The sequence below is a fragment of the Allobosea sp. RCC_152_1 genome (genome assembly GCF_041360765.1).
In the GTDB taxonomy this organism is placed as follows: Bacteria; Pseudomonadota; Alphaproteobacteria; order Rhizobiales; family Beijerinckiaceae; genus Allobosea; species Allobosea spartocytisi.
On sequence record NZ_JBFUPU010000002.1, the window covers coordinates 786,950 to 800,492 of the forward strand.

The 13,543-nt window shown below is 66.8% G+C and carries 14 protein-coding genes; 4 read left to right on the forward strand and 10 right to left on the reverse strand.

Translation table 11 applies throughout. The features are described from left to right. Positions 1-95: 95 nt before the first annotated feature. The 3 genes from lysA to argH form a co-directional block, all read right to left on the reverse strand. Positions 96-1,385: a diaminopimelate decarboxylase gene (gene lysA / locus AB6806_RS10190; RefSeq protein ID WP_370954549.1), complete on the reverse strand. Its 1,290-nt coding sequence runs from the start codon at positions 1,383-1,385 to the stop codon at positions 96-98. A gap of 172 nt (positions 1,386-1,557) precedes the next feature. Continuing rightward, a complete protein-coding gene (lptM, locus tag AB6806_RS10195; RefSeq protein WP_133564704.1) occupies positions 1,558-1,836 on the reverse strand; it encodes an LPS translocon maturation chaperone LptM in 279 nt (92 codons plus the stop codon). Positions 1,837-2,026: 190 nt separating this feature from the next. Then, positions 2,027-3,412 carry an argininosuccinate lyase gene (gene argH, locus AB6806_RS10200; RefSeq protein ID WP_370954550.1) on the reverse strand — a complete coding sequence of 462 codons (1,386 nt, stop codon included), beginning with the start codon at positions 3,410-3,412 and terminating at the stop codon, positions 2,027-2,029. Positions 3,413-3,442: 30 nt separating this feature from the next. Between argH and tlpA the strand changes: the two genes are divergently transcribed. The 4 genes from tlpA (at position 3,443) to AB6806_RS10220 (ending at position 7,468) form a co-directional block, all read left to right on the forward strand. Then, on the forward strand, positions 3,443-4,072 hold the full coding sequence (gene tlpA, locus AB6806_RS10205; protein WP_112765236.1) for a thiol:disulfide interchange protein TlpA: 630 nt from the start codon (positions 3,443-3,445) through the stop codon (positions 4,070-4,072). Positions 4,073-4,185: 113 nt separating this feature from the next. After that, entirely contained in the window at positions 4,186-5,220 is a 1,035-nt protein-coding gene (locus AB6806_RS10210; RefSeq protein WP_370954551.1) for a hypothetical protein, read from the forward strand. A 77-nt stretch (positions 5,221-5,297) separates the two neighbouring features. Next, positions 5,298-7,028 (forward strand): carbamoyltransferase family protein, encoded by a 1,731-nt coding sequence (locus AB6806_RS10215; protein WP_370954658.1) that lies wholly within the window; start codon positions 5,298-5,300, stop codon positions 7,026-7,028. Between the two features lie 191 nt (positions 7,029-7,219). After that, positions 7,220-7,468 carry a DUF1272 domain-containing protein gene (locus tag AB6806_RS10220; RefSeq protein WP_142022019.1) on the forward strand — a complete coding sequence of 83 codons (249 nt, stop codon included), beginning with the start codon at positions 7,220-7,222 and terminating at the stop codon, positions 7,466-7,468. A gap of 45 nt (positions 7,469-7,513) precedes the next feature. Here AB6806_RS10220 and grxD read toward each other — a convergent pair whose 3' ends face one another. The 7 genes from grxD to galU all read right to left on the reverse strand — a co-directional run bounded on the left by grxD (position 7,514) and on the right by galU (position 13,411). Then, complete coding sequence (grxD, locus tag AB6806_RS10225; RefSeq protein WP_112765233.1) at positions 7,514-7,849, reverse strand: Grx4 family monothiol glutaredoxin; 336 nt, start codon at positions 7,847-7,849, stop codon at positions 7,514-7,516. A 121-nt stretch (positions 7,850-7,970) separates the two neighbouring features. After that, the gene (locus AB6806_RS10230; RefSeq protein ID WP_142022020.1) at positions 7,971-8,447 is read right to left on the reverse strand and encodes a hypothetical protein; all 477 of its coding nucleotides are present in this window, start codon (positions 8,445-8,447) and stop codon (positions 7,971-7,973) included. Then, entirely contained in the window at positions 8,444-8,677 is a 234-nt protein-coding gene (locus tag AB6806_RS10235) for a BolA/IbaG family iron-sulfur metabolism protein (RefSeq protein WP_038363838.1), read from the reverse strand. Before AB6806_RS10235 ends, AB6806_RS10230 begins: the two co-directional genes overlap by 4 nt. A gap of 12 nt (positions 8,678-8,689) precedes the next feature. After that, positions 8,690-10,900 (reverse strand): phosphoribosylformylglycinamidine synthase subunit PurL, encoded by a 2,211-nt coding sequence (purL, locus tag AB6806_RS10240; protein ID WP_142022021.1) that lies wholly within the window; start codon positions 10,898-10,900, stop codon positions 8,690-8,692. A gap of 94 nt (positions 10,901-10,994) precedes the next feature. Next, a complete protein-coding gene (locus AB6806_RS10245) occupies positions 10,995-11,432 on the reverse strand; it encodes an acyl-CoA thioesterase (protein WP_142022022.1) in 438 nt (145 codons plus the stop codon). Further along, positions 11,432-12,319: a methyltransferase domain-containing protein gene (locus AB6806_RS10250; protein WP_142022023.1), complete on the reverse strand. Its 888-nt coding sequence runs from the start codon at positions 12,317-12,319 to the stop codon at positions 11,432-11,434. Before AB6806_RS10250 ends, AB6806_RS10245 begins: the two co-directional genes overlap by 1 nt. 213 nt (positions 12,320-12,532) lie before the next feature. Next, the gene (gene galU / locus AB6806_RS10255) at positions 12,533-13,411 is read right to left on the reverse strand and encodes a UTP--glucose-1-phosphate uridylyltransferase GalU (RefSeq protein WP_112765230.1); all 879 of its coding nucleotides are present in this window, start codon (positions 13,409-13,411) and stop codon (positions 12,533-12,535) included. Between the last annotated feature and the right edge of the window lie 132 nt (positions 13,412-13,543).

Sequence of the window (13,543 nt, forward strand, 5' to 3'; positions counted from 1 at the left end):
CAGGCCGTCATGCCCGGGCTTGACCCGAGCATCGCTGAAACCAGAGCCAACTGGTCATGAGATTCTCGGGTCAAGCCCGAGAATGATGCGTGAATTTACGCGAACCACCCCGGCAACCTGTCCGCCCCGATCAGCTCCTCATAGCTCTGACGCGGACGGGTCACGGCATATTGGTCGCCCTTGACCATCACCTCGGCCACGAGCAGGCGCTGATTGTAGGTCGAGGACATCGAGGCGCCATAGGCGCCGGCGGTCATGAAGGCGATGAGATCGCCCTGCTTCAGCGCCGACAGCACCCGCCCGGTGGTGAAGGTGTCGCCCGATTCGCAGATCGGCCCGACCACGTCATAAGCGACGTCCGGCGCCCCGATCGCCGGCTCGGCCACCGGCCAGATCTCGTGATAGGCCTCGTACATCGCCGGCCGGACGAGGTCGTTCATCGCCGCGTCGACGATGAGGAACTGCTTGGTCGGGCGCGGATTGAGATGCAGCACCCGCGTCAGCAGGATGCCGGCATTGCCGACGATGAGACGTCCCGGCTCGAAGCCGAGCTCGACATCGAGCCCCTTCGTCACCCGTCCCACCATCTCGGCATAGGCCTCGATCAGCCCCGGGCCGTAATCGAAGCTCTTCGGGATGTCGTAGGGAATGCCCAACCCGCCGCCGAGATCGAGCCGCTCGACGCGGTGCCCCTCCCCCTTCAGCGCGCCGACCAGCGCCACCATCTTGGAATAGGCCGCCTCGAAGGCGTCGATCTCGCGAATCTGGCTGCCGATATGCACGGCAAGCCCCATGATCCGCACGCCCGGCATGTTGGCCGCCCGCCCATAGAGCCGGCCGACCTCCTCGAAGGAGACGCCGAACTTGTTTTCGGAGGAGCCCGTCGTGATCTTGGCATGGCCGCCGGCGCCGATATCGGGATTGACCCGGAACACCGCCTCCTGCCGCTTGCCGAGCGAGGCCGAAACCTTCGAGAGCAGGTCGAGCTCGCTCTCGCTCTCGATATTGACCTGGTAGATCCCGGCCTCGACGGCGAAACGCAATTCCTGCTCGCTCTTGCCGACGCCGGAAAACACGATCTTCTCGGGTGGGATGCCGGCCGCCAGCGCCTTGCGCACCTCGCCCTCGGAGACGGTATCGACGCCCGCGCCGAGCGCGCCCAGCGTCTTCAGCACGCCGAGATTGCCATTCGCCTTCATGGCGTAGAAGACATGCGCCTTGCCCGCCGGCACGGCCTTCTTCAGTGCCTGCTCGAAGAGCGTGTAGTGCCGCTCGATCGTCGCGCTCGAATAGACATAGACCGGCGTGCCGATTTCGGCCGCGATCCGGTTGAGGTCGACGCCCTCGGCATGGAGCGAGCCGTCGCGATAGGCGAAATGATGCATGGGCGGAACCCCGGAACGAGATCTGTTGAACCGTCGCCGTCATCCCGGGCGACCGAATGGAGACCCGGAATCCCTGCCGGAGCGCTTCCGGTCGAGGCTCAGGCATGGATCCCGGCTCTGCGCTACGCTTGGCCGGGATGACTTCGCGGCAAGCTGATGAGGGCGCCGCCGCTCACATCAGCGGATCGAGCAGGAACGGTTTTTCCGGCACGGTGATCGCCCGGTTCGCCTTGGCCGGCTTGGCCAGCACCGAGGCCGAACCGTAATCCGACACGTCGTTCGACTGCGCGCCGATCTGGTTGTCCGGCAGGTCGACGGCGCCGGAGACGTTCGGCGGCGCTTCGAGCGGCCCCTTGCGCCCGCAGGCGGCGAGCGCCACGCCAAGGAGGCCGACGACCAGGAGGGTGCGGCCGAATTTCAGGCGGGCAAGATTCAGACGGGATGGAAGCACGAAGACGAACCCTCGAACGAAACGTGGCGGGACAGTAGCGGAGGATGCGGCGAAGCGCGAGCGGTTGCGACAATCCTTCGCCGCCATTCCGGACGCCGCGAAGCGGAGATCCGGAATCCATCGTAGAGCACCAACGCCCGTCGATGGATCCCGGGTCAAGCCCGGGATGACGTGGCGTTTCGCCGTCCGACTAGCCTTTCGCGAGCTGCTTCAGCCAGCGCCTGGCCTGCTTGCGGACATTGGCCGGGGCCGTGCCGCCATAGCTGACGCGGCTCCTCACCGACTGGTCGACGCCGAGCACGGCGAAGACGGCCTCGGTGATCTGCGGCTCGACCGCCTGCATCTCGGCGAGCGTCAGCTTCTCCAGCCCGACCTTCTTCTCCGAGGCGATGCCGACGAGCCGGCCGGTGACGTGATGAGCGTCGCGGAACGGCATCTTCAGCACGCGCACCAGCCAGTCGGCGAGGTCGGTCGCCGTGGCATAGCCGGCGCCCGCCGCCTTCTTCATCGCCTTGAGGTCGGGCTGCATGTCCCGGACCATGCCGGCCATGGCGGCGAGGCACAGCGAGAGCGTCTGGAGGGCGTCGAACGTGCCTTCCTTGTCCTCCTGCATGTCCTTGGAATAGCTCAGCGGCAGGCCCTTCATCATTGTCAGCAGCGCCTGCAGCGCGCCGAAGACGCGCCCCGCCTTGCCGCGCACCAGCTCGGCCGCGTCGGGGTTGCGCTTCTGCGGCATGATCGAGGAGCCCGTCGAGAAGGCGTCGGAGAGCCTGACGAAGCCGAATTGCGGCGTCGCCCAGAGCACAATCTCCTCGGCCAGACGCGAGAGATGCATGGCGCAGATCGAGGCCGTCGACAGCGTCTCCAGCGCGAAATCGCGATCCGAGACCGAATCGAGCGAGTTCGCCGTCGGCCGGTCGAAGCCGAGCGCCTTCGCCGTCATGTGCCGGTCGATCGGGAAAGAGGTGCCGGCGAGCGCGGCCGCGCCCAGCGGGCATTCGTTGAGGCGGGCACGCGCATCGCGCACCCGGCCGCGATCGCGGCCGAGCATCTCGACATAGGCGAGCAGATGATGACCGAAGGTGACCGGCTGCGCCGATTGCAGATGGGTGAAGCCCGGCATCACCGCGCCGGCATAGGTATCGGCCTTTTCGGCCAGCGCGCGCTGGAGGTCGGCCATCTGCCCGTCGAGCTCGTCGAGCGTGTCGCGCACCCACAGCCGCATGTCGGTCGCGACCTGGTCGTTGCGCGAGCGGGCGGTGTGCAGCCGGCCGGCGGCCAGGCCGATCTTGTCCTTGAGGTTCGACTCGACGTTCATGTGGACGTCTTCGAGCGCACGCGAAAACGTGAAGGCGCCGCTCTCGATCTCGCCTTCGACCTGCTTGAGGCCGGCGGTGATCGTCGCGACGTCTTCCTTGGTCAGGATGCCGGTTTCGGCCAGCATGGCGGCATGCGCCAGCGAACCGCGGATGTCCTGGCGCCAGAGCCTCTTGTCGAAATCGATGGAGGCGTTGATCTCCTCCATGATGGCGTCGGGACCTGTGGCGAAACGCCCACCCCACATGCGGTTGCTCACGGCGGTCTTTCCTGCTTTTGAGGACGCACGATGACGTCAGGAACGAAGATCGGACTGGCCCTCGGGGTCGTGGCGGCGCTCGGCCTCGCTGGCGTGGCAGCCTTCTACTCCGGGCTGGGCGATGCCGGCAACGGATCATGCAGCGCGGCCGCCAAGACCGCAGCGCGCATGGCGCCGCTGGCGAAGGGCGAGGTCGCGGCGGTCGAGATCCGCCCCCGGCCCGAGCCGGCGCCCGAGCTCGCCTTCAGCGGGCCGGACGGCAAGCCGCTGACGCTCGCCGACTTCAAGGGCAAGACCGTGCTGGTCAATCTCTGGGCGACCTGGTGCGCGCCCTGCCTGAAGGAAATGCCGGCGCTCGACGTGCTGGAGCGCGAGATGGGCGGCCCCGATTTCGCGGTCGTCGCCATCAATATCGACACGCGCAACCTCGACAAGCCGAAGGCCTGGCTGGCCGAGAACAAGGTCACCACCCTGCCCTTCTACGGCGACCCGCAGGCTTCGACCTTCCAGGCGCTGCGCAAGGCGCATAAGGTCGAGGGCATGCCGGTCAGCATCATCGTCGACAAGACGGGCTGCGAGCTCGGCATCATCCAGGGCCCGGCCGATTGGGCGAGCGCCGATTCGAAGGCGCTGATGGCTGCGGCCACCGGCCGTCCCTGACCGAATTCCACCTGACCAAAGACCGGATGGACCGCATAGCCGGCGGCATGACGAACTCTTGTCGCATTGCGGCGTTCTGTTGCGGACGACATCGAAGACCGGAAGGACGAGCCATGACCCATCCACGCAGCGGCGCGAGCCGATTCGGCAGCTCCGGATCCGGCAAGTCCCGGCTTGGCAAGTCCCGGCTCGGCAAGTCCGGTGCCGTCGCGCTCGCCTGCATCGCCTGGCTGGCGCTGGCGCCGGCCGTCGCGCAGGAGCGCAAGCCGATCCCCGGCACCAGCGTCTCGCTCGCCGCACCGAAGGGCTTCGAGCCGGCCACCGGCTTCTCCGGTCTGGTGAACAAGGCGAACCAGGCGAGCGTGCTGATCGTCGAGCTGCCGCCCGAGGCCCATGCGCAGCTCTCCACCTTGTTCGGCAATGCCGATGTGGCCAAGGCGAACTTCGCCCGCCAGAACATCACGATCAAATCGGTGGAACAGATCGCTGTCGGCGGCGACAAGGTGCCCTTGCTGACGGGCTCGCAGATCGCACCGACCGGCGACACCTTCGACAAATGGATCGTCCTGCTCAAGGGCGAGAAGACCGTGATGCTGACGGTGCAGGCACCGCAGAAGGCCAAGCTCGCCCCGGCGCAGATCAAGGCGATGATCGCCTCGGTCTCGCTCGGCAAGGAGCCGTCGCTCGACGAGAAGCTCGCCGCCCTGCCCTTCGCCATCAAGGCGGCCGCGCCCTTCCGCGTGATCGACAGCATCGGCGGCTCCGGCCTGCTGATGACGGTCGGCGACAAGAACACCGATCCTTCCGGCACGCAGCCATTGCTGGTCGTCGCCTACCAGCCCACCGGGCCGGTCAAGCCCGGCCAGGAGGACGCCCTTTCCGAAAGCCTGCTCAAGGGCACGCATAATCTGGAAAACGCCACGGTCGCCGAGCGCAAGCGCGTGCCCTTCGCCGGCCAGGACGGCATGCTGCTCACGGGCTCGTTCAAGCACCCGAATGGCGCCAACAAGGGCTTTGCCCAGTATCTGGCGATCGGACCGGATAGCCGCTTCGTGCGGCTGATCGTCATGGCCGACGAAAGCGAGATGCCGCAGCTCCAGCCCGCCATCGACCAGACGGCGGCGAGCATCGCCTTCAAGGATAAATAGCAACCCTCCCCCGCGCGCAGCGGCGGCCCGTGCCATTCGGATTGGCGCGGCGCCCCGGCACGGGTAAAGGCATGTCCATGCGCTACACGATCGGCCTCGCCACCACCTTCCACGACCCCGCCCTCGCGATCATCGGCCCGGATGGCGAGGTTCTCTTCGCCGAGGCGACCGAGCGCTATCTGCAATACAAGCGCGCGCCGAACTGCGAGCCGGATTCGGCCCCGCGCATGGAAGGGCTGCTGAAGCGCTACATCCCGGACGGCGCCGAGGTCGCGATCGCCACGAGCTGGGGCGAGGACTTCACCGGCTTCCTCGACCAGATGGCGCGCGCCGGCTCCCTCAGCCTCGAGGCGCTGCTCAAACTCTCGCCCGAGCTCAACCGCTCGCTCGTGCCGGAACGCACCGAGCGCGCGCTCATCGCCTCGCTCCACCACGCCCAACAGCGCGCCGGCATGGGCGTGCTGCTCGGCCTCGACCGCGCCTATGGCAAGGCCAATGTCACTGGCTTGAAGCGCTACGGCCACCATCTCAGCCACGCAGCCTATGCCTGCTGGTCCTCGCCCTTCGACAACGCCGCCTGCCTCGTCGTCGACGGCATGGGCGAGACCGGCGCCTCGGCCATCTTCGCACTGGAGAACGGCAAGCTGCGCGAGGTGAAGCGCCATCGCGGCCGGGAATCGATCGGCTTCTATTTCGGCCTCGTCACCGACCTCGCCGGCTTCGACCAGGCCAAGGGCGAGGAATGGAAGATCATGGGGCTCGCCCCCTATGGCAAGACCGATCCGGAATTGATGGCGCTATTGCGCAGGCTCTATGCGATCGAGGGCCACAAGCTCTCCTTCGCCAAGGCGGATATCGTGCAGGCGGTTGCCGCCGAAATCCTCGCCCGCCGCCCGGCCGACGCGCTCGACAAGGGCTGGGCCGACCTCGCCCGCTGCGGGCAGGATGTCTTCGCCGAGATGATGGAGGCGCTGCTCGCCGAGACCGCCGCTCTGGTCCCAAGCGAAAACCTCGTCATGGCCGGCGGCTGCGCGCTGAACTCCTCCTTCAACGGCAAGATCGTTGGCCGGCATGGCTTCCGGACGGTCTTCGTTCCCTCGGCGCCCGCCGATGACGGCAATGCGATCGGCGCGGCGTGGCTCAGCCACGCAGAGGCGAACCCGGATTGGCGCGCGCCGAAGGGGCCGCTTTCGCCCTATCTCGGTTCGACGGTCTCGACCGAGCCCTTCAAACGCATGCAGGCTTGGGAGCCGCGCCTGCGCAAGCTCAGCGCCGACGAGATCGCGCCGGTCACCGCCAAACTGCTCACCGAGGGCAAATTGATCGGCTGGGTGCAGGGCCGCGCCGAGTTCGGCCCGCGCGCGCTGGGCAACCGCTCGATTATCGCCGATCCGCGCCCGGCCGACGCCAAGGACATCCTCAACGCCAAGGTGAAGTACCGCGAGGCCTTCCGCCCCTTCGCCCCCTCGATCCTGGCCGAGCACGCCGCCGACTGGTTCGAGAACTACCAGGACGCACCCTATATGGAGCGCACCCTCACCTGGAAGGAGACGGTGCGTGACCGCGTCCCGGCCGTGGTCCATGAGGACGCGACGGGCCGCCTCCAGAGCGTCAAGGCCGAGCGCAACCCGCGCTATCACGCGCTGATCTCGGCCTTCCATGAACTGACGGGCGTGCCGGTGATCCTCAACACCTCCTTCAACATCATGGGCAAGCCGATCCTGCACACGGCGGAGGACGCCATCCTGATGTTCTATACGAGCGGGCTCGACGCGCTGGTGATCGACGACTGGCTGCTGGTGAAATAGCCGGCGCAGTCAGGCATTCCCAAAAACACGCCGTCATCCCGGGTCTCCCTGCGGTCGCCCGGGATGACAGTGCAAAATTCCAAGGTCGAGAAAAATCGATCCGCGCCATTGATCGGTCGGATCACGCGAAGTCGCTGGCGTCGTCCCGGTTTGCGGTCATTCTTCCGCCACCCGCAAAAGGAGACGACGCCATGCTGCAACTGCGCCCGAACTGCGAATGCTGCGACCGGGACCTGCCGCCCCAGTCGCGCGACGCCCTGATCTGCACCTATGAATGCACCTTTTGCACCGATTGCGCCGAGACGCGCTTCGCCGGCATCTGCCCGAACTGCGGCGGCGACTTCACGCGCCGGCCGATCAGGCCGGAGCGCATGCTGGCGAAACACCCGGCATCGACAGAACGCGTCCGCAAGCCGCACCCGCAATGCGCGGCGGCCTGAGAAGCACCGTCAGGTCAGAAAGCTGATTGGGAAACCGGCGAGCCCTCAGCTCGCCTGCTTCACCGAAATGCCCTTCTCCTCGAAGAGCGCCTGCAATTCGCCGGCCTGGAACATCTCACGGGTGATGTCGCAGCCGCCGACGAACTCGCCCTTGACGTAGAGCTGCGGGATCGTCGGCCAGTTCGAATAGGCCTTGATGCCCTCGCGGATCTCCTGATCCTCCAGCACGTTCACGCCTTTGAACGGCACGCCGATATAGCCGAGGATCTGCACGACCTGGCCGGAGAAGCCGCACATCGGGAATTGCGGCGTGCCCTTCATGAACAGCACGACGTCGTTGCTCTTCACTTCGGCATCGATACGGGCATTGATGTCGGACATGGGATAACGGCCTTTCTGCCGGACGATCTGATGGCGCTCGCTGGTGCGGTCCGCCTTATATCGGGGCGAGCGTTAGCAGATTCCAGAGCACCTCGCACCAGCCCCGGCCGCTCATCGGCCCTCAGGGCGCGGCATACCCCTCGGGGAAGGCGCGCGACGCCTCGTTCTCGAAGCGGAAATTGGTCATCGCCCAGCCCTCTTTGATCTTCTTGTAGGTGAACTGGAAGTACATGAACGGATAGCGGTTATCGTCGTACTGTGCGTAGAACACCATCACCCGGATCAGGTCGTTGAAGTTCCGGTCATAGGCGAGGCCGAGGACGTCGGGCTTCTTCTTGCTGAACGGCCTGAGATTGGTGGAGAGCTCGGTGTTCTCGCCCTTCTTCCTCAGAAGCCGCATCACCTCGGCGACGAAAGGCTCGCCGCCGTCACTCTGGAGCTTGTCGAGCAAGGCACGCGAATTCGCGGCCGGATCCTCCACCGGCGGCATGATCTGGGCCATGACCGGACTAGCGCCCAGCGCGATGCAGAACCCAGCGGCAGCCAGGCCGGCGCGCCACGGCGCGAGGCGCAGCCCCCCCGGCGCCGGCCGGCTCATTCCGCCACCGCCGTCGTCAGCGCAAGGGCGTGCAGCACGCCGCCCATATTCCCCTGCAGCGCGGCATAGACCATCTGGTGCTGCTGCACCCGGGTCTTGCCCTTGAAGGCCGCCGAGGTGACGGTCGCGGCATAGTGGTCGCCGTCCCCAGCCAGATCCTTGATCTCGACCGCCGCATCCGGCAGCGCCGCCTTGATCATGCGCTCGATCTCGTGCGCGTCCATCGCCATGGTCTTGCCTCCTCAGGCCGCTTTGCCGGCCATGTAGGACGGCAGCCAGTCTTCATGGATCTTGCGCAGATCGGCGACAGCCAGGGCCGGCTCGCCCGGAAGGCTGAGCGCCGTGCCGCCCGTCTTGCCGATGGTAAGCGCCGGCACGCCAGCCGCCTTCGCCGCCGCGATCACCGCATCGGCCTCGGCAGCCGGGACCGTCAGGACATAGCGCGCCTGATCCTCGCCGAAGAGTGCGGCGTGGGCCGAGCCGGCCGGCAGCGTCTCGATGGTCGCGCCGACGCCCTTGGCCATCGCCATCTCGGCAAGCGCAACCGCAAGCCCGCCATCCGACACATCATGGCAGGTCGAGACCGTGCCCGACGCGATCAGCCCGCGCACGAAATCGCCGTTGCGGCGCTCGATCGCGAGATCGACAGGCGGCGGGGCGCCTTCCTCCCGGCCGCAGATGGTCGCGAGATAAGAGCTCTGGCCGAGCCAGCCCGCGGTCTCGCCGATCAGGATGATGGCCTCGCGCTCGCCCTTGAAGGCAATGGTGGCGTGCTTCGTGACATCGGCCATGACGCCGACGCCGCCAATGGTCGGGGTCGGCAGGATCGAGACGCCGTTGGTCTCGTTGTAGAGCGAGACATTGCCCGAGACGACCGGGAAATCGAGCGCCTTGCAGGCCTCGCCGATGCCGCGGACGCAACCGACGAACTGGCCCATGACCTCCGGCTTCTCGGGATTGCCGAAGTTGAGGTTGTCGGTGATGGCGAGCGGCGTCGCGCCCACCGCGGTGAGATTGCGCCAGGCTTCCGCCACCGCCTGCTTGCCACCCTCGAAGGGATCGGCCTCGCAATAGCGCGGCGTGACATCAGCCGTCATGGCGAGGCCCCGCGGCCCCTCCTCGATGCGGATGACGCCGGAATCACCGCCGGGCCGCACCACCGAATTACCGAGGATCAGCGTGTCGTACTGCTCCCAGATCCAGCGCTTCGACGACAGGTCCGGCGAGCCGATCAGCCTCTTCAGCGCCTCGGCGTTGCCGCAGGGCGGCGTCACGCTTTCCGGCGCGATGCGCTGCTGCGGCGGGGTCTCGATCCAGGGCCGGTCATATTCGGGGGCCTCGTCGCCAAGCTCCTTGATCGGCAGGTCGGCCATGACCTCGCCCTGATGCTTCACGACGAAACGCAGCGTGTCGGTGGTGTGGCCGATGACGGCGAAGTCGAGCCCCCATTTGGTGAAGATCGCCTCGGCGGCCTCCTCATGGCCCGGCTTGATCACCATGAGCATGCGCTCCTGGCTCTCCGAGAGCATCATCTCATAGGCGCTCATGCCCTCCTCGCGGCAGGGCACCTTGTCGAGGTCGAGCTCGACGCCGAGATCGCCCTTGGCGCCCATCTCGACGGCCGAGCAGGTCAGGCCGGCAGCGCCCATGTCCTGGATCGCGTCGACATGGCCGGCGGCCATGATCTCGAGGCAGGCTTCGAGCAGCAGCTTCTCGGCGAAGGGGTCGCCGACCTGCACGGTCGGGCGCTTCTCCTCCGACTTGTCGTCGAATTCGGCCGAGGCCATGGTCGCGCCATGGATGCCGTCACGGCCGGTCTTGGATCCCAGATAGACGATCGCCTTACCGACGCCGGAGGCCTTGGCGTAGAAGATCTCGTCGGCCTTGGCGATGCCGACCGCCATGGCGTTGACGAGGATGTTGCCGTCATAGCGCGTGTGGAAGCCGGTGGCGCCGCCGACATTCGGCACGCCGAAGGAATTGCCGTAGCCGCCGATGCCGGCAACGACGCCGGAGACGAGGTGGCGGGTCTTCGGATGCGCCGGATCGCCGAAGCGCAGCGCGTCGAGGACGGCGATCGGGCGCGCGCCCATGGTGAAGACGTCGCGCAGGATGCCGCCGACGCCCGTCGTCGCGCCCTGATAGGGCTCGATGAAGGACGGGTGGTTGTGGCTCTCCATCTTGAAGACGATGGCCGTGCCCTCGCCGATATCGATGACGCCGGCATTCTCGCCGGGACCCTGGATCACCCAGGGCGCCTTGGTCGGCAGCGTCTTCAGATGGATCTTCGAGGATTTGTAGGAGCAGTGCTCGTTCCACATCGCCGAGACGATGCCGAGCTCGGTGATCGTCGGCTCGCGGCCGATCAGATGCAGGAAGCGCTGGTACTCGTCCGGCTTCAGGCCGTGCTCGGCGACGAGTTGCGGGGTGATCTTGATGTCGTTCGGAATCACGGGCTCAGGCTTCCTGGCGGTCCGGCAAGGGGTTGGCAGGGGCATAGCCTGCCTTAACGTGCGAGACAACGCATTCGCGGCTGAGACGCCGTTTTCAGCTCTGGATGGCAGTCAACGCGGCCCTGAGCGGCGCCGGAATCGGCACCGGCTTCTGGCTCGCCCGCGCGACATAGACATGGGTGAAGCGTCCTTGCGCCGCCGCCTGCTCGCTCCCCTGCCTGAAGATTCCGATGCGATAGGTCACGGAGCTGGTGCCGAGCCGTTCCACCGCGATGCCCGCTTCGACGGTTTCGGGAAAGGCGACGCTCTCGAAATAGCTGCAGCCGGTCTCGACCACGAGCCCGACGATCTCGCTCGTCGCCGGATCGAGGAAGCCGTTCTCGATCAGCCAGCCATTCACCGCCGTGTCGAACCAGCCGTAATAGACGACGTTGTTGACGTGGCCATAGACGTCATTGTCGTGCCAGCGCGTCGGAATGGCGCGGAAGATGCGGAAATCGCCGCGAGTCAGGCGGGATGCACGCTCGGCCATCAGCCTTCGCCTCCCGGCTTCTCGCCGGTCTTGATCTCCGGCACGCCGAGCGCATCGGCCAGCCGCACCTTGGCCGAACCCGGCCGCAAGGGCTTCTGCTGGCTCTCATGCGGCGCCCAGCCGGAGAGCCACACGAACTCGAAGGTCGCCGGCAGGCGTCCATCGGCATCGGCGAAGCGCTCGGCATAGAGCGACGCCGCCCGCAGCAAGGTCTCCCGCTTCAGCGGTGCCTTGCGGCGCGCGACGAGGGTGTTGGCCCAGCCCATCGCCCTGAGATCGCGGAAGAGACCGAAGGCGTCGCGATAGCGCACGGTCACGGTCTCGCTGTCGATGACGGGCAGGGCGAAACCGGCTCGCTGGAGGAGCCCGCCGAGGTCGCGCAGATCGGCGAAGGGCGCGACGCGCGGGCTGACCCCGCCAGTCGTCTCGCTCTCGGCTTCGAGCAGCGTCTGCCGGAGCTCCTGCAGGGAGCGCCCGCCGAGCAGGCAGGCCATGAACAGCCCGTCGGGCTTGAGCGCCCGCTTGATCTGGATGAGCGCGCCGGGCAGGTCGTTGACGCCGTGCAGCGCCAGCAGCGAGACGGCCAGATCGAGCGAGCCGGCCGCGAAGGGCAGCCGTTCGAGATCGCCGACCAGATCGGCCGACGCACCGTCCGCCTCCGCCATGCGCCACACCCGACCCGCCTTGCCGGCAAGGACCGGCGCGACGACCGGCAGCGGCGTGCCGAGATCGACCGCCACCCCGAATTCGCGCAGCACCGCGCCGAGCCGCTCCTCCAGATCGCCGGCCGCGCGTTGCAGCAGGAAATCCGGGTAGTCACCGGCAAGCGCGCGCTTCAGCCGCGACCGGCCGAGCGCACGATCGAACACGAGGCTCTGGTCACTCAACGGGGCATCTCCTGCATGGCCCCTCATCCGGCATTTTCCAGGGAATGGCCACCCGGCAAATCGACTGCGGGAGGCGGTTTCCCATGCCTATCAAACGCGGGGCGTCCCGGACGGAGCGAAGCGGAGATCCGGAATCCCCGCCTGAACCGGTCCGACATGGCTCCCGGGTCGACCTGTGGTCGCCCGGGATGACCCACGCTCTTCCTGTCCGCTTCAGCGATCGAGCAGCTTCTCGATTTCCGCGCGCAGTTGCGGGCCGAGATCGCCGCGGTCGAGCGCATAGGCCACATTCGCCGTCAGGAAGCCGATCTTCGAGCCGGTGTCGTAGATCTCGCCATCGAAGCGCACCGCGAAGAACGGCTCCTGATGCGACAGCGCGATCATCGAATCGGTGAGCTGGATCTCGCCGCCCGCACCCTTCTCCTGGTTGGCGAGCAGGTTGAAGATCGTCGGCTGCAGGATGTAGCGGCCAGTGATGTGCAGGTTGGACGGAGCGGTGCCCTTCGGCGGCTTCTCGACCATGCCGGTGATCTTCGAGACTTTGGCCCTGGCGTCCTCGACGCCGACGATGCCGTATTGATGCGTCTGATCGTCCGGCACCGGCGCGACGGCGATGTGGTTGCCGCCATGCTGGTCATAGGCCTCGATCATCTCGGCGAGGCAGCCCTTGCCCGCGCTGTAGTGCAGCATGTCCGGCAGCAGCAGCGCGAAAGGCTCGTCGCCGACGATCTCGCGCGCGCACCAGACCGCGTGGCCGAGGCCGAGCGGCGCCTGCTGGCGGGTGAAGCTGGTCGCGCCCGCTGCCGGCAGATCGTGCTTCAGCGCCTCCAATTCCCTGGTCTTGTTGCGCTTGGCGAGGGTATCGTCCAGCTCGTAGGCCATGTCGAAATGATCCTCGATCACCGCCTTGTTGCGGCCGGTGACGAAGATGAAATGCTCGATGCCGGCGGCGCGCGCCTCATCGACGACATGCTGCACGACCGGACGGTCGACGATGGTCAGCATCTCCTTCGGGATCGCCTTGGTGGCGGGCAGGAAGCGGGTGCCGAGACCAGCGACAGGGAGAACGGCCTTGCGGATGCGTTTCGTCATGAAGGGTCCTTGACGCGAGTGCCTTTGCCGAAGCGAGGCTTTGATGGGGTGGGCCGCACAACTGTCACTGTCGTCGGCCATCAGGAGCGTATTAGCTGACAGGCCTTGAGAACCCGTCAACCGGTTTCGGAT